At 75.0% G+C, this 16,863-nt stretch carries 18 protein-coding genes; 10 read left to right on the forward strand and 8 right to left on the reverse strand.

Features of this window, described 5'->3' with window-relative positions; all coding sequences use genetic code 11:
* From AC0CYZ_RS10720 to AC0CYZ_RS10745, 6 genes are all read left to right on the forward strand, one after another.
* The coding region (locus AC0CYZ_RS10720) for an ACP S-malonyltransferase (protein ID WP_472215063.1) at window positions 1-490 on the forward strand (490 nt) is incomplete at its 5' end.
* Complete coding sequence (locus AC0CYZ_RS10725; RefSeq protein WP_472215065.1) at window positions 487-1,470, forward strand: beta-ketoacyl-ACP synthase III; 984 nt, start codon at window positions 487-489, stop codon at window positions 1,468-1,470. The genes AC0CYZ_RS10720 and AC0CYZ_RS10725, both read left to right, overlap by 4 nt.
* 39 nt (window positions 1,471-1,509) lie before the next feature.
* Complete coding sequence (locus tag AC0CYZ_RS10730; RefSeq protein ID WP_472215067.1) at window positions 1,510-1,752, forward strand: acyl carrier protein; 243 nt, start codon at window positions 1,510-1,512, stop codon at window positions 1,750-1,752.
* Entirely contained in the window at window positions 1,749-3,008 is a 1,260-nt protein-coding gene (locus AC0CYZ_RS10735) for a beta-ketoacyl-[acyl-carrier-protein] synthase family protein (protein WP_472215069.1), read from the forward strand. Before AC0CYZ_RS10730 ends, AC0CYZ_RS10735 begins: the two co-directional genes overlap by 4 nt.
* A 144-nt stretch (window positions 3,009-3,152) precedes the next feature.
* Window positions 3,153-4,625 carry an acyl-CoA carboxylase subunit beta gene (locus tag AC0CYZ_RS10740; protein ID WP_472215072.1) on the forward strand — a complete coding sequence of 491 codons (1,473 nt, stop codon included), beginning with the start codon at window positions 3,153-3,155 and terminating at the stop codon, window positions 4,623-4,625.
* Window positions 4,626-4,729: 104 nt separating this feature from the next.
* Window positions 4,730-5,680 (forward strand): hypothetical protein, encoded by a 951-nt coding sequence (locus AC0CYZ_RS10745; RefSeq protein ID WP_472215075.1) that lies wholly within the window; start codon window positions 4,730-4,732, stop codon window positions 5,678-5,680.
* A 51-nt stretch (window positions 5,681-5,731) separates the two neighbouring features.
* Here AC0CYZ_RS10745 and AC0CYZ_RS10750 read toward each other — a convergent pair whose 3' ends face one another.
* Window positions 5,732-6,340: a hypothetical protein gene (locus AC0CYZ_RS10750; RefSeq protein ID WP_472215077.1), complete on the reverse strand. Its 609-nt coding sequence runs from the start codon at window positions 6,338-6,340 to the stop codon at window positions 5,732-5,734.
* Window positions 6,341-6,419: 79 nt separating this feature from the next.
* Window positions 6,420-6,917 (reverse strand): DUF3145 domain-containing protein, encoded by a 498-nt coding sequence (locus tag AC0CYZ_RS10755; RefSeq protein WP_472215079.1) that lies wholly within the window; start codon window positions 6,915-6,917, stop codon window positions 6,420-6,422.
* Window positions 6,918-7,119: 202 nt separating this feature from the next.
* Here AC0CYZ_RS10755 and AC0CYZ_RS10760 point away from each other — a divergent pair, with 202 nt between their 5' ends.
* Window positions 7,120-8,472 (forward strand): MFS transporter, encoded by a 1,353-nt coding sequence (locus tag AC0CYZ_RS10760; RefSeq protein WP_472215081.1) that lies wholly within the window; start codon window positions 7,120-7,122, stop codon window positions 8,470-8,472.
* 40 nt (window positions 8,473-8,512) lie between these two features.
* Here AC0CYZ_RS10760 and AC0CYZ_RS10765 read toward each other — a convergent pair whose 3' ends face one another.
* Window positions 8,513-8,641 carry a hypothetical protein gene (locus AC0CYZ_RS10765; protein ID WP_472215083.1) on the reverse strand — a complete coding sequence of 43 codons (129 nt, stop codon included), beginning with the start codon at window positions 8,639-8,641 and terminating at the stop codon, window positions 8,513-8,515.
* Window positions 8,642-9,054: 413 nt separating this feature from the next.
* On the opposite strand from AC0CYZ_RS10765, the gene AC0CYZ_RS10770 reads away from it, so the two are divergent.
* Window positions 9,055-10,341 carry a GGDEF domain-containing protein gene (locus tag AC0CYZ_RS10770; protein WP_472215085.1) on the forward strand — a complete coding sequence of 429 codons (1,287 nt, stop codon included), beginning with the start codon at window positions 9,055-9,057 and terminating at the stop codon, window positions 10,339-10,341.
* 4 nt (window positions 10,342-10,345) lie between these two features.
* On the opposite strand, the gene AC0CYZ_RS10775 is transcribed toward AC0CYZ_RS10770, so the two are convergent.
* Complete coding sequence (locus AC0CYZ_RS10775) at window positions 10,346-11,551, reverse strand: acyl-CoA dehydrogenase family protein (protein WP_472215087.1); 1,206 nt, start codon at window positions 11,549-11,551, stop codon at window positions 10,346-10,348.
* A 32-nt stretch (window positions 11,552-11,583) separates the two neighbouring features.
* On the reverse strand, window positions 11,584-12,054 hold the full coding sequence (locus tag AC0CYZ_RS10780) for an NUDIX hydrolase (protein WP_472215089.1): 471 nt from the start codon (window positions 12,052-12,054) through the stop codon (window positions 11,584-11,586).
* Window positions 12,055-12,073: 19 nt separating this feature from the next.
* On the opposite strand from AC0CYZ_RS10780, the gene AC0CYZ_RS10785 reads away from it, so the two are divergent.
* On the forward strand, window positions 12,074-13,189 hold the full coding sequence (locus AC0CYZ_RS10785; RefSeq protein WP_472215091.1) for a carboxylate-amine ligase: 1,116 nt from the start codon (window positions 12,074-12,076) through the stop codon (window positions 13,187-13,189).
* 49 nt (window positions 13,190-13,238) lie between these two features.
* On the opposite strand, the gene AC0CYZ_RS10790 is transcribed toward AC0CYZ_RS10785, so the two are convergent.
* Both AC0CYZ_RS10790 and AC0CYZ_RS10795 read right to left on the reverse strand, forming a co-directional pair.
* Window positions 13,239-14,759, reverse strand: coding sequence for a DUF2867 domain-containing protein (locus tag AC0CYZ_RS10790; RefSeq protein ID WP_472215094.1), 1,521 nt, complete (start codon window positions 14,757-14,759; stop codon window positions 13,239-13,241).
* Between the two features lie 36 nt (window positions 14,760-14,795).
* The gene (locus tag AC0CYZ_RS10795; RefSeq protein ID WP_472215096.1) at window positions 14,796-15,011 is read right to left on the reverse strand and encodes a hypothetical protein; all 216 of its coding nucleotides are present in this window, start codon (window positions 15,009-15,011) and stop codon (window positions 14,796-14,798) included.
* A gap of 505 nt (window positions 15,012-15,516) precedes the next feature.
* Here AC0CYZ_RS10795 and AC0CYZ_RS10800 point away from each other — a divergent pair.
* On the forward strand, window positions 15,517-15,771 hold the full coding sequence (locus AC0CYZ_RS10800) for a WhiB family transcriptional regulator (RefSeq protein ID WP_472215098.1): 255 nt from the start codon (window positions 15,517-15,519) through the stop codon (window positions 15,769-15,771).
* A 70-nt stretch (window positions 15,772-15,841) separates the two neighbouring features.
* Here AC0CYZ_RS10800 and AC0CYZ_RS10805 read toward each other — a convergent pair whose 3' ends face one another.
* Window positions 15,842-16,795: a DUF2188 domain-containing protein gene (locus AC0CYZ_RS10805; RefSeq protein WP_472215100.1), complete on the reverse strand. Its 954-nt coding sequence runs from the start codon at window positions 16,793-16,795 to the stop codon at window positions 15,842-15,844.
* Window positions 16,796-16,863 lie beyond the last annotated feature (68 nt).

Below are 16,863 nucleotides of genomic sequence, written 5' to 3' on the forward strand. Positions count from 1 at the left end.
GATCGACCGGCTGGGCCTGGCCCCCGCGAACCGCAACGGGGCGGGTCAGGTGGTGGCGGCCGGCCCGCTGCCCGCGCTCGCCGAGCTGGCCGAGCACCGGCCGGAGAAGGCGCGCGTCATGCCGCTGGCGGTCGCGGGAGCCTTCCACACCCGCTTCATGGCCCCCGCCGAGGAGGCGCTGCGCGCCCACGCTGCCACGATCACCCCCGCCGACCCGACGCGCCCGCTGCTGTCCAACGCCGACGGCACGGTCGTCACCGACGGCGCCGAGGTGCTCGCGCGCCTGGTCGCGCAGGTGACGCGGCCCGTGCGCTGGGACGCGTGCCTGGCGACGCTGCGGGAGCTGAGCGTCACCGCCGCCGTCGAGCTGCCTCCGGCCGGCGCGCTCGTCGGCCTCGTCAAGCGCGAGTTGAAGGGTACTGCCACCCTGGCCCTCAAGGCCCCGGACGACGTGGAGAAGGCCGAGAACATGATCAAGGAGTACGCGTGAGCAGCTTGCGCCTGGCCCCCGCCGCCGCGGGTGCCCGGCTGCTGGGGCTCGGCTCCGTCCAGCCCGACACCGTCGTCACCAACGACGACCTCGCGCGGCGGATCGACACCAACGACCAGTGGATCCGCGACCGGGTCGGTATCCGCAGCCGGCGCATCGCGGACGAGAAGACGCTGCTGGTCGACATGGCCGCCGACGCGGGCGCGCTCGCCGTCGAGGACGCCGGGCTCACCCCGGCCGACATCGACACCGTCATCGTCGCGACCTGCACCATGCCCAACCCGATCCCCAACGCCGCCGCGCAGATGGCGGACCGCATCGGGGTGAACGGCATCGGCGCCATGGACCTCAACGCCGCCTGCGCCGGGTTCTGCTACGGCACCGGCGTCGCGGCCGACATGATCCGATCCGGGACCGCGCGCCACGTGCTCGTCGTCGGCTCGGAGAAGCTCTCCGACTGGCTCGACATGGACGACCGCTCGGTCTGCATCATCTTCGCCGACGGTGCCGGGGCCGCCGTGCTCGGCCCGGCCGAGACCCCCGAGGACGTCGGGGTCGGCCCGGTCGCGTGGGGCGCCGCGGGCGACCTCGTCTCGACGATCGGCATCGACGAGAAGAACTACCTGCGCCAGGAGGGTCAGGCGGTGTTCCGCTGGGCCACCACGAAGATCGCGCCGATCGCGATGGAGGCCCTGGACAAGGCGGGCCTGACCCCGGCCGACGTCGACGTGCTGGTCCCCCACCAGGCCAACCTGCGCATCGTCGAGGCCATCGCGAAGAAGCTGCGCTCGCAGGGCGCGCGGGACGACCTCGTCGTCGCCGACGACATCGTCCACTCCGGCAACACGTCCTCGGCGTCCATCCCGATGGCGATCGACCACATGCGCGGCGCGGGCCGGGTGCGCTCCGGCGACGTGGCCCTCATCGTCGGCTTCGGCGCCGGCCTGTCGTACGGCGGCCAGGTCGTCGTCCTGCCCTAGCGTCTACGCCTCAACCAGTCCCCAGGAGAAAGGAGCCACGTGGCTTCCAAGGAAGAGATCCTCCCCGACCTCGCGAGCATCGTCGAGGAGGTGGCCGGCGTCGACGCCTCGGAGGTGACCTCCGAGAAGTCGTTCGTCGACGACCTCGACATCGACTCGCTGTCGATGGTGGAGATCGCGGTCCAGGCCGAGGACAAGTTCGGGGTCAAGATCCCCGACGACGAGCTCGCGAAGCTCACCACGGTGTCCGACGCCGTCGACTACATCTCCTCGCACTCGTGAGCGCCGCCGGCCAGGGGGTCGTCGTCACCGGGATGGGCGCGACGACCCCGCTCGGCGGAGACGTGTCGACCACCTGGGACGGTCTCCTGGCCGGCGCCAGCGGGACCCGACCGCTCTCCGAGGAGTACGCCCGCTTCGAGCTCCCCGTCGACTTCGCCTCGCAGCTCGCCGTCGAGCCCGCCGAGATCCTCAAGCGGGTCGAGCTGCGCCGGCTCGACCGGTCCGAGCAGGTCGCGATCATCGCGGCCCGGCAGGCCTGGGAGCACGCCGACCTCGGCGACTACCCCGCCACCAAGGACGGCTCGTCGAAGGTCGACGGTCTGCGCCTCGCCGTCGTCATCGGCACCGGCATCGGCGGGGCGACGACCCTGCTGAACCAGGACGACCTGCTCGAGCAGCAGGGCCTGCGCAAGGTCGCGGTCCTGACGATCCCGATGCTCATGCCGAACGGCCCCGCGGCCCACGTCGGGCTCGAGCTCGGTGCCGCCGCCGGCATCCACGCGCCGGTCTCGGCCTGCGCGTCCGGCGCCGAGGCCATCGCCTGGGGCTGGCGGATGCTGCAGGCGAACGAGGTCGACGTCGTCGTCGCCGGCGGCGCCGAGGCCTGCATCGCGCCGATCACCCTGGCGGGCTTCATCCAGGCGCGGACCATGGCGCACGACTGGGACGACCCGGCACAGGCGTCGCGCCCCTTCGACACGAAGCGCAACGGCTTCGTGCTCGGCGAGGGCGCGGGCATCGTCGTGATGGAACGCGAGGAGTTCGCGACCGCCCGCGGCGCGACCGTCCACGGGCGCATCGCCGGCATCGGGACCAGCGCGGACGCCTACCACATCACCGCGCCCGACCCCGAGGGCAACGGACAGTCGCGGGCCATCGCGGCCGCGCTGCGGACCGCGGGACTCGACCCCGCCGACGTCGGACACGTGAACTGCCACGCGACGTCGACCCCGGTCGGTGACGTCGCCGAGACCGTCGCCGTGCGCAAGGCCATCGGAGACCACCCGGTGCTCACCGCGCCCAAGGGCTCGCTCGGCCACCTGCTCGGCGCCGCGGGCGCCGTGGAGGCGATCGCGACGATCCTCGCCGTGCGCGAGGGCCTCGTGCCGCCCACCGCGAACCTCACCGACCTCGACGAGGACGTCGAGCTCGACGTCGTCTCCGGCGAGGCCCGCAAGGTCAGTCTCGACGCCGCCGTGAACGACTCCTTCGGCTTCGGAGGGCACAACGTCGCGCTCGCCGTCACCCCTGCCTGACCCGGGGGCGTCGCGCGCGACCGGTTCCCCGGCGCCCGACGACCCGGCCCACGGACGGTGTGGTCCGCCGACCCGTACCGCACCGCCCGCCCTGCCCACCGCTGCCCGCCCGACCGGCGGGCGGCGGTCCGGAGAGGAGACCGCATGACCGCCCTCGAGGCCCGTCCCTCGTCCAGTCCCACCTCGACCCCGTCCGCGACGTCGTCGCTGCCCGCCACGCAGGAGCTGGACCCGCGCTCGCCCTACGTCCGGGGCGCGGCGCTGGTCGACGAGGGGACCTTCTCCCCGTTGCGCCCGCCGGACTCGTCGGGAGCGATGGCCGCGCACGGGCGCATCAACGGCTCCCGTGTGGTCGTCTACGTCACCGACGGGTCGGTGATGGGCGGGGCGATGGGCGCCGAGGGGTGCCGCCACATCGTCGAGGCGATCGACACCGCGCTGCGGCTCCGTTGCCCGGTGATCGGGCTGTGGCACTCCGGGGGCGCGCGGCTCGCCGAGGGTGTGGAGGCCCTCGACGCCGTCGGGCAGGTGTTCGCCGCGATGGTGCGCGCCTCGGGGCGCGTGCCGCAGATCAGCGTGGTGCTCGGCCCGGCCGCCGGCGGGGCGGCGTACGGCCCGGCGCTGACCGACCTCGTGATCATGGCGCCGCAGGGCCGGGTGTTCGTCACCGGCCCGGACGTCGTGCGCTCGGTGACCGGCGAGACCGTCGACGCCGAGGGACTCGGCGGCCAGGACGCGCACGGCCGGCGTTCCGGGGTCGTCCACGTGGTGGCCGACTCGGAGGCCGACGCGCTCGCGCGGGCCCGGCGGCTCACCGAGCTGTTCGCGCGCCCGGGATCGTTCGACGTGCGCGAGACCCGCGCGTCGGACCTGCGCGCGCTGCTGCCCGAGGCGAAGAAGCGGGCCTACGACGTGCACCCGCTGCTGAGTGAGCTGCTCGACCCGGCGCCGGAGGGCGAGTCGCCGTTCGAGGAGCTGCAGCCGCGGTACGCACCGAACATCGTCACCGGCTTCGGCCGGCTCGGGGGACGCGCGGTCGGCGTGATCGCGAACAACCCGCTGCGCCTCGGGGGGTGCCTGGACTCGCCGTCAGCGGAGAAGGCGGCCCGCTTCGTGCGGCTCTGCGACGCGTTCGGCATCCCCATGGTCGTGGTGGTCGACGTGCCCGGCTACCTGCCCGGCGTCGGGCAGGAGTGGGACGGCGTCGTGCGGCGCGGCGCGAAGCTGCTGCACGCGTTCGCCGAGGCCACCGTGCCGCGGGTGACCCTGGTGACCCGCAAGTCGTTCGGCGGGGCCTACATCGCGATGAACTCCCGCTCGCTCGGGGCCACGGCGGTGTTCGCGTGGCCCGACGCCGAGGTCGCCGTCATGGGCGCCAAGGCCGCCGTCGGGATCCTCAACCGCAAGCAGCTCGCCGCCGCCCCCGAGGAGGAGCGCGAGGCCCTGCACACCCGGCTGGCCGAGGAGCACGAGCGCACCGCGGGCGGGGTCAAGCGGGCCCTGGACCTCGGGGTGGTCGACGAGGTCATCGACCCGGCGCACTCGCGGGCCCGCCTGGTGGAGGCGCTCGCCGGGGCGCCGGCCGGGCGGGGGCACCACGGGAACATCCCCCTCTAGGTGCGCTTCGCGCTCGTGAGCACTAATCCGCCCTATGACACGGATTAGTGCTCACAGAGCGGAGCCACCGGGAGCCGAATGCCTCTCTGCTGCGTCCAACCCCCGTGGGAGACCCGGAGGAGTGGTGGCGGCAGATCCGCGAGCAGGACGGCGTGGCGACGCGCGCGCAGGCCCTCGCGCAGGGGATGACGGACGAGGTGATCGAGGCGAACTTCGCTGCCCATCGGTGGCTACCGATGTTCCGCGGCGTCTTCGCCGTCACGACCGGTGAACCGACACCGGCGATGTGGCGTCGCGCGGCGCTGCTCTTCATCCGTGGGGCGGCCGTGCTCAGCCACGAGACGGCGGCGGCCGTCCTGGGTCTGCCGGGCGGCTGCGAGGAGGGCCCGATCCACGTGACCGTGGAGTACGGCTCCTCGGCGCGGGGGTGCGCCGGCATCGTGGTGCACCGCAGCCGGGCGTTCCCGTACATCGTGCAGAAGAACTCCGACCCGCCCGTGACCAACCGCGCGCAGACCCTCATCGACCTGGCCGTGGCTGCGCCGACCGCCCGGGACGGCATGCGGGTCCTGACGGCGGGAGCCACGCAGGCGAAGGTGCCCGGGGAGCGCATCGAGGAGGCCCTCACGGTCCGACGGCCCCGGCGCTACCGAAGAGCGCTCCTGGCCGCGGCCAAGCTCCTGGTCGAGGGTGTCGAGTCGGTGCTGGAAGCCGCGTACGCGAACGACGTCGAGCGTGCCCACGGGCTGCCCGTCGGCAACCGGCAGGCCCCGAGGGTCGTCGAGGGCCATCGCCGGGCGGAGGACATCGAGTACCACGTGGAGTTCGGCGTGCTGACGGTGCGCCTCGACGGGTGGCGCACCCACGCCAACCGCCGGACGGCCCGTGTGGACCGCGCCCGGGACAACGCCGCCGAGCTCGAGAACCGGGGGCGCCTCACCTTCGGCTACGAGGAGGTCAACGAGACGCCGTGCGCCGTCGCGCGCCTCGTCGCGACCCGCCTCCGCCAGCTCGGCTGGACCGGGGAGATGACCAGGTGCACTTCGTGCCCGTGAGCACTATTCCGCCCTATGGCACGGGAAAGTGCTCACGAGCGCGAAGCGCACCTAACAGGGCGTCCGCAACGAACTGCCCGCCATCGGATCGGCGAGACGCAACGCGCCCCGCTCGGTCACCACGGTCGCCGACACCTGCCAGCACAACCGCGCCACCGGGACGTCCGGCGGCGCCGCGGCGGGGTCCTGCGTGGTGATCATGCCCATGGGCACGACGTACTCGTCGTCACCGACCGGGTCGATGCGCCGCAGGATCACCGACCCGATCTTCACCGTGCGGTTCCGGTCGGCGAACTGCGCCGAGGACACCGAGGCCGAGGAGGTCGCCGACGACGTCGCGACCCAGGCCCCGTAGTCCCCGGCGTTGCGGGCGTCGATCTGGCGCTGCACGAGGTCGCGGATCTCGGGGGCGCGTGGTGAGGCGGTGGCCGAGGGCGTGAGCACGACGGTCGGCGGCCCGGCCGACCCGTCCTCGGGCAGGACGACCCCGGCCAGGGCCGGCCCGGTGTCGCCGAGGGCGTCGCGTGCCATCCCGGCGGCCCGACCCGCGAGCACGGAGGCGACGGCGCCGAGCACGACGAGCAGCACGACCAGGGCGACCGGCACCGTGACGGCGGGCCGGGTGAGCGCCGCCGACCGCCCGCTCCGTGCCCCCGTCACCCCGGCGGGCGGATCGACGTGAGGAGCATGCGGATCACTGTGCCAGTCCGCGCCGCGGTGGCGCGGGCCGACCCACCGCTCAGCCGACCTGGTGCAGCCAGCCGACGGCCGCGCCCTCGCCCGCGTAGCGGTACGGCTCGAGGGCGTCGTCCCAGCGACGGCCGAGGAGCTCGTCGAGGGCGTGGTGCAGGACGTCGCGCCCGTCGCGGCGCGCGGCGGCCATGGCCGAGCGCACCTGGTCCTCGCCGAGGACGACGTCGCCGTTCGCGCTCGTGCGCCCGTGCCACAGGCCCAGGCCCGGGACGTGGCTGAAACGCTCCCCGTCGGTGCCGGGGCTGGGCTCCTCGGTGACCTCGAATCGCAGCATGCCCCAGGCGCGCAGGGCGCTCGCCAGACGTGCGGCGGTGCCGACCGGGCCGGTCCACGAGCACTCGGCCCTCAGCTGGCCCGGAGCCGCGTCCTGCGCGGTCCAGTCCAGAACGACACGGGCGTCGAGGACGCCCGAGATGGCCCACTCGACGTGCGGATTGACCGCAGGCGGCGACGAGTGGACGTAGACCACGCCACGGGTGCTCACTGCTGACCTCCGGTCGAGACGAGAAGCGTCTTCCCCAACGTCCTCGAGTCGCCCGTGGCCGACGATGTGCGTACCCACGTCCGCGGTCGCGCAGCAGTGTGCCCGCCGAGGCCCCTGTTGCGCCAGTGATCCGCGTGTCCGGCGTGTCGCGTCGCCGCGACCCGTCGACCAGCGCCGCGCGAGCGCCTACCGTCACGTGTCGATGACGGAGCGCGACGGTCCCGACGACGGGCGCCCGGCGACCTTCCGCGACACCCTCGCCGTCGCGGCGTTCCGGCGGCTGTGGGTCGGGCAACTGCTCTCGATCCTCGGTGACCAGGTCGCCCGGGTGGCGCTGACCGTGCTGGTGTTCGACCGCACCGCCTCGGCCGCCCTCACCGCACTGACCTACGCGCTCACCTTCCTTCCCGACCTCGTCGCCGGCCCGCTGCTCTCCGGGCTGGCCGACCGCTTCCCCCGGCGCGCCACGATGGTCGTGGCCGACGTGGCGCGTGCGGCCCTCGTCGCCGCGATGGCCGTCCCCGGCATGCCGCTGGCGGCGCTGTGCGTGCTGCTGGTCGCCGTGCAGATGCTCGCCTCGCCCTTCCTCGCCGCGCGGTCGGCGATCCTGCCGCACCTGCTCGACGGCGACCGCTACGTCGCCGGCGCCGCCCTGATGGGGACGACCTACCAGTCCGCGCAGGTCCTCGGCTTCGCCCTCGGCGGCCCGCTGGTCACCCTGCTCGGGGTCTCCCCCGCCCTCGCCCTGGACGCCGCGACGTTCGTGGTGTCGGCGCTGGTGCTGCGCCTGGGCCTGCCCGAGCACCGGGCGGAGGGGGTCCCGACGACGGGTCCGGGGCTTCGGGGCGTCCTGGTCGGGACGCGGGAGGCGTTCGCCCGGATCGGGCAGGGCGCCCGGGTCGTCGGCGGCGACGCCCGGCTGCGCTCCCTGATCGCGCTGGCCTGCGTGTCCGCGTTCGTGGTCACCGTCGAGGGGCTGGCGGCGCCCTACGCGGCCCACCTCGGCACCGGGCCCGCGTCGGTGGGGTTCCTGCTCGCCGCGAACCCGCTGGGGGCCGCGGTCGGCATCGTGGCCCTCACCCGGCTCGTCGCCCCGGAGGCGCGGGGCCGGCTGCTCGGCCCGCTCGCCGTCGGCTCGTGCCTGCCGTTGATCGGCTCGGCGCTCGACCCCCCGCTGGCGGCCGTCATCGGGCTGTGGGTGCTCTCCGGGCTCTGCTGCGCCTACCAGGTCCCGGCGAACGCCGCGTTCGTGGCCGCCGTGACCGACGCGCACCGCGGCCAGGCGTTCGGTCTCGCGGTGACGGCGCTGCGGGTCACCCAGGGCCTCGGCGTGCTGCTGTCCGGGGTCCTCGCCCAGCAGACCTCACCGCCGCTCGCGGTGGCGGTCAGCGGGGTCGTCGGTGCCGCGACGGCACTGGTCGCGGCGGGCGCGTGGCGGCGGGCCCGGCGGGGGCGTGCCCGGTCGACCGAGGGCGCCGACGGACCCGGCTCCCGGCGCGACCCGGGACCGCCCGGGACCCCGGGCACGACGACGGGCACCCCCGACGCCGCGTGAGCGGACGTCCGGGGGTGCCCCGTGCGTCGAGGAGCGCCGGTCAGCGCCAGTGCGCGTCGCGCCAGTGGGCGTCGCGCACCCAGTGGGAGTCGTCGCCGAGCGACAGGACGGCGGACCGGACCCAGTGCGAGTCGCCGCGGACCCAGTGCGAGTCGGAGGTGGTGTGCATGGGAATGCTCCTTCGTGGTCGCGCCCCGTGTCCGGGCATGGCGATGCCACGCGCCGCACGAGGTCCCCTTCCGGGTACGGTCGTCACGCCGGGTGAGCGCCGGGCCGTCGTAGCGACGAGTAGCCCCGGTCACGCTCTGCGGTCGGACGACTCCACCATGGCAACTGTGGCCCTCGGTCACCAGACGACGACCGGGCGTCAACCATCCAGGTGAGAAGCCACGAAAGGGTGATCCAGACGCCCTCGTCGGGGCCTCGGGCGGTACCGTTGGGTCACGAGCACGAGGGCGCGAACGGCGGGTGCGGGGGCTCCGCGGGAGGCGACCCGAGACCATCGCCAGCGGCCGCACGCAGCTTCGGAGGCAGCAGAACGTGACCGCTCCCCGCCCGCGGCCCCCCGGTCAGGAGACCGGGGTGGTCACGCCGCGCGATCGGACCACGGCTTCGTCGCTGTCGGTGCTCGTCCCCACCCGATGGGACCTGTGGTCCCTGCGGCCCCGGGCGCTGGCCTACGTCCTCGTCGTCGACGCCCTCGCCCTGGCCGTGATCGTCCTCGGCTTCGTGTGGCGGCCGGCCTCCGCGCACGACTGGGTCGTCGGCGGGCTGCTCTTCCTCGGCGCGGCGGTGCACGCCGAGGCCGCCCGCCACATCGAGCGCGTCCGGATCTCACGCACCGACCGCCCGTTCATCGACCTCAAGTCGATGTGGACCTTCGCGGGCCTGCTGCTCATGCACCTCGGGCCGGCGCTGGTGCTCGTCACGGTCACCTTCGCCTACTGGTGGATCCGCAACGAGCAGCATCCGCCGCCGCACCGCTGGATCTTCTCGTGGGCGACCGTCGTGCTCGGCACCGGCGCGGCCGCCCTGGTGCTCGTGGACTTCGACCGGGCCGCGCTGCTCACCTCCGCCGCCGGGCCCAGGGGCCTGCTGCTCATCGCCGGCGCGGCCGTGGCGCGCTGGACGGTCAACCACGGCCTCGTCGTCGGGATCATCCTGCTGCTCTCGTCGTCCCCCACCGTCCGACGTCACCTGGCGAGCCCCTCGGACACCCTGCTCGGGCTCGGCGCGCTCGCCCTCGGCGCGGCGCTGGCGGTCCTCGCGGCGGCCTCGCCGTGGCTGGTGCCCATCCTGCTGGTGCCGGTGATCATGCTGCACCGCGGCGTCCTCGTGGACCAGTTCCGGCAGGCCGCCCGCACCGACCCGAAGACCGGCCTGGCCAACGGCGCCGCGTGGGCCGAGATCGCCGCGAAGGAGCTCGCCCGGGCCCGCCGGATCGGCTCCGGCCTCGCCGTGCTCATGGTCGACCTCGACAACTTCAAGGCCGTCAACGACGCCCACGGCCACCTCGCCGGCGACGAGGTCCTCCGGGCGGTGGCCGCGACGCTGGCCGCCGAGGTCCGGGCCTACGACGCGGTGGGGCGCTTCGGCGGCGAGGAGTTCGTCGTCCTGCTCTCCGGGGTGGACACCGCGGCGGCGGCCCGCACCGCCGACCGGCTGCGGCTCCGCATCCGGGCCATCGACGTGACGGTGCCCGGCGTCGGCGGCCCGTCGCACATCCGCGGGCTCACGGCATCGGTCGGGTGCGTGGCCAGCCCCACGGCGGCGGGCACCGTCGACGAGCTCGTCGGGGCCGCCGACGGCGCGCTCTACGAGGCCAAGCGCGCGGGGCGCGACCGGGTGGTCACCGCCCCGCCCGCCTGAGCGCTCACCGGAAGGCGGCCAGCCCCGTCAGCGCCTGCCCGATCGAGAGCGTGTGCATCTCCTCGGTGCCCTCGTAGGTCAGCACCGTCTCCAGGTTCGTCATGTGCCGGAAGACCGGGTACTCGAGGGTGATCCCGTTGCCGCCGAGCACCGTGCGCGCGGTCCGGGCGACGTCGAGGGCGGACCGGACGTTCGCCATCTTGCCGAAGCTGACCTGGGCGGGGTGCAGCTCGTGCGCGTCCTTGAGCCGGCCGATGCGGGCCGCGGTCAGGTTCGCCTGGTTCACCGCGACGACCATCTCGGCGAGCTTGCGCTGCGTGAGCTGGAACCCCGCGATGGGCCCGCCGAACTGCTCGCGGTCCATGGCGTAGGCCAGCGCCGCCTCGAAGCAGGAGCGCGCGGCCCCGACGGCGCCCCACAGGATCCCGTAGCGGGCCTCGTTGAGGCACGACAGCGGGCCCTTGAGGCCGGCGACGTCGGGGAAGACCGCGTCGCCCGGCACCCGGACGCCCTCGAGCACCAGCTCGGCGGTCAGCGAGGCGCGCAGCGAGAGCTTGTGCTTGACCTCGTGGGCGCTGAAGCCCGGGGTGTCGGTCGGGACGACGAAGCCCCGGATGCCCTTCGACCCGGCGTCGGGGTCGGTCTGGGCCCACACGACGGCGACGTCGGCCAGCGTGCCGTTGGTGATCCACATCTTGGTGCCGTCGAGCACCCAGTCGTCCCCGTCGCGGCGGGCCCGGGTCCGCATCGAACCGGGGTCGGACCCGGCGTCGGACTCGGTCAGCCCGAAGCACCCCAGTGCGTCGCCGGTCGCCATGCGCGGCAGCCACTGCTGCTTGTGCTCCTCGGAGCCCCAGCGGTGGATCGCGAACATCGCGAGCGAGCCCTGCACGGACACGAACGACCGCAGTCCGGAGTCGACGGCCTCCAGCTCGCGGCAGGCCAGCCCGTAGGAGGTGGCGTTGGTGCCGGCGCAGCCGTAGCCCTCGAGGTGCATCCCGAGCAGGCCCAGGGCGCCCAGACCCTTGGCGATGTCGCGGGGCAGGGTGTTCGACTCGTACCAGTCGCTGATCCGCGGGGCGAGCTCGGCGGCGGCGTAGTCGCGCACCGTGTCCCGGATGTCGCGCTCCTCGGCGGACAGCTCGGCGTCGACGGCGAGGAAGTCACCCGGGTCCGGGCTGGCGGGGCGGTGGGGGAAATTCTCGGCCATGCGCTCCACGGTAGGTCCTCCGCGCACGTCCTTCAGTGCGTCGGGGCGTCCGGGGAGTGCCAGAACCCGGCGAACCCGGGGTGCAGGTCGAGGGCGTCCACGTCCGCCGCCGGCACCCACGCGAGCTCGGTGGACTCGGCGTCGGTGGGGTGCAGCGGCGGCGGGTCGCCGGCCAGTGTCGCGTGCACCGTCGTGTAGGACCAGCCGCCGTGGTCGTCGACGGTCTCGGCGGTCACGACGAGTGCCCCGGTGTCGAGCCCGGTCTCCTCGGTCGCCTCGCGCAGGGCCGCGGTCCGGGCGGACTCGGCACCGTCGCGTGCCCCGCCGGGGATGCCCCAGGTGCCGCCGTGGTGGCTCCAGACGGCGCGGTGGGCGAGCAGCACCCGTCCCCCGGCGAGCACGAGCAGCCCCGCCGCGCCGAACCGTCCCCAGTGCCGGTGGCCCTGGGCGCAGCGCACCCAGCCGTCGCCGTTGGCACCCCGGTCCTGCTCACGCGCGGCCACCCGACGATGATCCCTCCTCGTGGAGAAGGATGCGCGTCGCCTCGGCGTCGAGGAGGAGCTCCTGCTCGTCGACCCCGACGACGGGCGCCCCCTCGGCCTGTCCGCCGACGTCCGCGACGCGGGCGAGGAGCTCGACGGGGAGATGCGCGCCGAGCAGGTCGAGACCGGCAGCACCCCGCACGATGACCCCGACGCGCTCGCGACCGACCTCCTCGCCCGCCGTCGGGCCGCCGCGGACGCCGCGGCGTCGCAGGGGGCCGCCGTGGCGGGCCTCGCCACGTCCCCCGTCGCCCCGGACCCGCTCGCCCCGCCGCCCGGGCGCTACGGCCGCATCCTGGAGCGCTTCGGCCCGATCGCCTCGGAGCAGCTGACCAACGGCCAGCACGTGCACGTCGAGATCGCCTCCCGCGAGGAGGGCGTCGGCGTGCTGGACCGCATCGGTCCGTGGCTGCCGGTGCTGCGGGCGATCTCGGCCAACTCGCCGTTCTGGCGCGGACACGACACCGGGCACGCCAGCTACCGCTCCCTGGTGTGGGCGCGGTGGCCCAGCGCGGGGCCGACGCCACTGTTCGGCGACCCGCAGACCTACGACGCGGCCGTGGCCGACATGGTCGCGAGCGGCACCGTCCTCGACGAGGGGATGGTCTACTTCGACGCCCGGCTCGCCGCCTCCTACCCGACGGTCGAGGTCCGCGTGGCCGACGTCGCGGGCGAGGTCGAGGAGGCCGTCGTCGTCGCGCTGCTCGCGCGGGCCCTCGTCGAGACCGCGGCGCGCGCGTGGGCGGCCGGGGAGCCGCCGGCGACGACGTCGGTGGAGGTGCTGCGCCTGGCGCACTGGCGGGCGGCGCGGTCGGGGTGCGTGCCGGGCGCCGACGCCGAGGCCGGGGTGCTCGTGGACCCGCGCACCGGCCGACCGGCCGAGGCCGGCGCGGTGGTGCACGGCCTGCTGGACCACGTGGCCGACGCCCTCGGCGCGGACGCGCGGCGGGTGCGGGCCGGGTGCGCGCGGGTGCTCGCCGGCGACACCGGGGCGGCGCGCCAGCGGCGGGTGTTCGCCGAGGCGGGCGGTCACACCGGCGGCGGGACGCGGGCGGTGGCGCTGGACGCGGCCGCGAGGGGCGCTCCGCGCTCGTGAGCAGTACTCCGCCGTATGACACGGGATAGTGCTCACGAGCCGAAGGCACCTACGAGCCGGCGGCACCCACGATCCCCCGCACCATCCACGGGAACACCAGCGGGGCGCCGACGCGCAGCGCCGCCCCGTACGCGACGCCGGCGAGCCCCGAGGGCGCGAACCCGAGCTCGACGTCCAGCCGTGAGCCCTGCCCCTGCGGCACCACGGTGAACTGCAGCCACAGCCGTCCGGGCACGCGCAGGTCGGCCCGCAGGCGCAGCAGCCGCTCCGGCTCGAGCGCCTCCACCCGCCAGGCGTCGATCACGTCGCCCACCACGAGGTCCCGCCCGTGTGGGCGGCCCCGGTAGGCGCCGACCCCGCCGAGGAGCTGGTCGGCCCACCCGAGCGCCCCGAACACCCCGGGCGGCGTGTACCACCCGGTGTCGCCGCCGAGGCGCTGCAGCACGCTCCACACCGTCCGGGCGGACGCCCGCGCGTCGGCCCGAGTCCGCCAGCGCCACGTCGCCCCGCCGGAGCCGACCGGGTCGGTGGCGAGCGCCAGCGCCGCCGGCCGCTCGGACCCGTCGTCGGACGAGGGCCCGGCGCCGTCCCCGTCGGACGACGAGGGCCGCGGCGACGGCTCCCACTCGGCGGGGTCGGCCCCGTCGCGGCGGCGGCCCAGCGCGGCGCGCACCGCGGAGTCGTAGGTGGTGGGGCCCCCGGGCGGGGGCCCCATCGCGGCCACGGCCTCCGCGAGCGACGGCCCGCACACCAGCTCGTGGCGCAGCGACTCGACCAGGGGCTCCACCAGCGTGCGGGGCAGCGGCGAGAGCAGTTCCATGGCCGCCGCCGCCACCGTCGGGCCCCCGGGCGGGACCGGCACGGGCAGCGGCACCGCGATCCGCTGGGGCAGGCCCGCGAGCCGGGCGTAGCGCTGGACGAGGTCGAGGTAGGACAGCACGTCGGGTCCACCCACGTCGAAGGCCCGATCCACCTCCGGGGGCAGGACCGTGGCCGCGACGAGGTAGTGCAGGACGTCGTCGACGGCGATCGGCTGGGTGCGGTGGTGCAGCCACGGGATCGCCGGCAGCACGGGCACCCGCTCGGCGAGGTAGCGGATCATCTCGAAGCTCGCCGACCCGGAGCCCACGACGATGGACGCCTCGAGCGCCACCGTCGGCACCGGCGAGGCGAGGAAGATGTCGGCCACCTCGGCCCGGGAGGCGAGGTGGCGCGAGGCGTCCCCGCCCGGCGGGCGCAGACCCCCGAGGTACACGATCCGGCCCACCCCGGCGGCCGCCGCGGCCTCCGCGACGGCGTGGGCGCCGGCCCGGTCGCGCTCGGGGAAGTCGGCGTGGTCGAGCGCGTGGACGAGGTGGACGACGGCGTCGGCCCCCTCGACGAGGTGGGCGAGCGCCGCCGGGTCGCCGCCGAGCTCGCCGGGCACGACGTCGACACGGTCCGCCCACGCGGACCGCGCGAGCTTCTCCGGCGACCGGACGAGCACGGTGACCTGGTCGCCCCGGGCGAGCAGGCGGGGGACGAGCCGGGTCCCGAGGTATCCGGTCGACCCGATGACGGCGCTGCGCACCGGCCCATCCTCCCGGGCGCGCCCGGCCGCCGCGCATCACCCGCTGATGTTCGGCCGGCCCTCCCGGTCGGCCCAGCGCTGGTCGATCCCGATGAGGCTGGCGCGCCCCCGCATGGTGCGGACCACCTGCCAGATCCCGATGACGCCCAGGATCGCCCCGATGATCGGGTAGTGGAGGACGAAGGCGACGATCGCGCCCGCGCAGATCGCCCCGACCACGATGTCGCGCAGGGCCAGCACGAGCACTCGCATCGCGCACCCCGCTCCCCCGCCCGGTGTCATGGGCGTCACCGGTCAGTGTGCCTGCCGTGCGCGTTGGATGCACGTACGGTGATGGGAGCACGACGGTCACCGAGGGCTACTTCGATCTGTGAGCAGGATCACTGTTCACTCGAACGGCCAAAGTGATCAGAGGCCGTTTGGTCCGGGCGATCTCGGGCTATTCTGGTGAGCCGGTTGGCGCCATGCTGCGCTGACCAGGTGCCGGATGCTCCGCCCGGGTGGGAGACCACCCGAACGGGGAACCGGAGCGCACGGTTCGACGTCTGGGCCCCGGGGTCACGCCAGCCCCCGGTCGGGCATCGACGTCGAGGTCCGACACGAGGCACCACCCACGACGACCGATCCGTCACGGCGTCACGGACGCCGGGGCGCGCGAGCGTGCGCGCGCCGACGACGGGAGCACGACCCCGCACGCCACGGGCGCCGGACCCGGCCGCCCACCAGGACACACGAGTGAGGAAAGGACGCAGGACCCATGGACTGGGAGCTCGCGGCATGCCGCGACCACGACCCCGAACTCTTCTTCCCCGTCGGCACCGAGGGCCCCGGGGCCGAGCAGGCGACCGCTGCGAAGTTCATCTGCGGCACCTGCCCGATCCGCTCGGCCTGCCTGCGGTGGGCGCTCGACACCGGCCAGGAGGCCGGCGTCTGGGGCGGGACCTCCGAGGAGGACCGCCGCGCGATGCGTCGCGCCGGCCGTACCGGTCAGGCGCTCCCGCTGATCGCCTGACCCGCACCGACGGACGACGGGCCCGGTTCCCCACCAGGAACCGGGCCCGTCGTGTGTCGGCAGGACGGCGTCAGCGCCTCCCGGTGACCTTCTTGGCCGCCTCGGCGAGCACGTGCCCGCCGGTCGAGACGATCGCGCCGGTCAGGCTGAACGTGGTGCGGACCGCGAAGCCCGCGACCTGCCCGGCGATGCGCACCGGGTTGTACGACGGGGCCGTCTGCTCCACCTGGCGGGTGGCCTCCGACACCGACGAGTCGACCTGCCGGGCCGCCTCCCGCACCGACGAGTCCACCTTGCGGGCCTGCGCCTCGGTGACGCTGGTGATGCGCCCCGCCACGTCGTCGCCCACGGTGTTGAGCTCGCCGTCGAGGCTCGAGCTGACCTTGTCGGCGCGCTCGGCCTGGGAGGCCGCCTTCTCGCCAGCCTCCTCGGCGGCCGCACCGACCGTCTGGCCCGCCCGCTTGCCTGCACGGGCGGTGTCCTTCGCGATGCGCTCGCCCGCGCGCCCGGTGGTCTCCCCCACCTGGGCGCCCGTGGTCTGCGCGATGGCGGCGGCGTCCTTGACGGCGGCCTTGGGGGCCTTGCCGTTGGTGGCGGCCTTGGCCTCCTTCGCGACGCCCTCGGCGCCGGCCTCGGCCTGCGCGGCGGCCTTCTTGCCGGAGGTCTCGGCGCGGTTCGCGACCTTCTCCCCGGTGGCCTTCGCGTCGGCGGCCACCTTCCCGCCGGTCTCCTCGGCCTTGTCCGCGGCGGCCTTGCCGGTCGCGCGGGCGCCGGCGGCGGTCGCCTTGGCAGCGTTCTTGGGGGCCTCGGTGGTGGCGTCCGCGCCCGCCTTGACGGTCTGCGACTCGCGGACCTTGCCGTCGGTGCCGTACACGACCACCTTGCCGCCGCCGTCCTTGGCGACGATCTCGGTGGCACGCGCGACGGCCTCGACCTGCGTCGGGGCCTTGGCGCTGGCGCGCTGCGCGCCCTTCTTCAGGACCTGCCAGCCGTCGTCGGTCGGCTTCACGTCACGGTCGGCCATGGCGGTGTCCACTACTCCTCTGTCTCGGGTTCTCACGCCGGCGCTCATTCGTCACCGACGAGGTCACT

This window comes from Actinomycetospora sp., from assembly GCF_055612215.1.

What these genes read in the sequence shown, in the direction of transcription:
- AC0CYZ_RS10760 (WP_472215081.1), top strand. Translation starts at nt 7,120, where the DNA reads ATGACGGAGCGCGACGGTCCCGACGACGGGCGCCCGGCGACCTTCCGC.
- AC0CYZ_RS10740 (WP_472215072.1), top strand. Translation starts at nt 3,153, where the DNA reads ATGACCGCCCTCGAGGCCCGTCCCTCGTCCAGTCCCACCTCGACCCCG.
- AC0CYZ_RS10800 (WP_472215098.1), top strand. Translation starts at nt 15,517, where the DNA reads ATGGACTGGGAGCTCGCGGCATGCCGCGACCACGACCCCGAACTCTTC.
- AC0CYZ_RS10795 (WP_472215096.1), bottom strand. Translation starts at nt 15,011, where the DNA reads ATGCGAGTGCTCGTGCTGGCCCTGCGCGACATCGTGGTCGGGGCGATC.
- AC0CYZ_RS10775 (WP_472215087.1), bottom strand. Translation starts at nt 11,551, where the DNA reads ATGGCCGAGAATTTCCCCCACCGCCCCGCCAGCCCGGACCCGGGTGAC.
- AC0CYZ_RS10765 (WP_472215083.1), bottom strand. Translation starts at nt 8,641, where the DNA reads ATGCACACCACCTCCGACTCGCACTGGGTCCGCGGCGACTCGCACTGG.
- AC0CYZ_RS10805 (WP_472215100.1), bottom strand. Translation starts at nt 16,795, where the DNA reads ATGGCCGACCGTGACGTGAAGCCGACCGACGACGGCTGGCAGGTCCTG.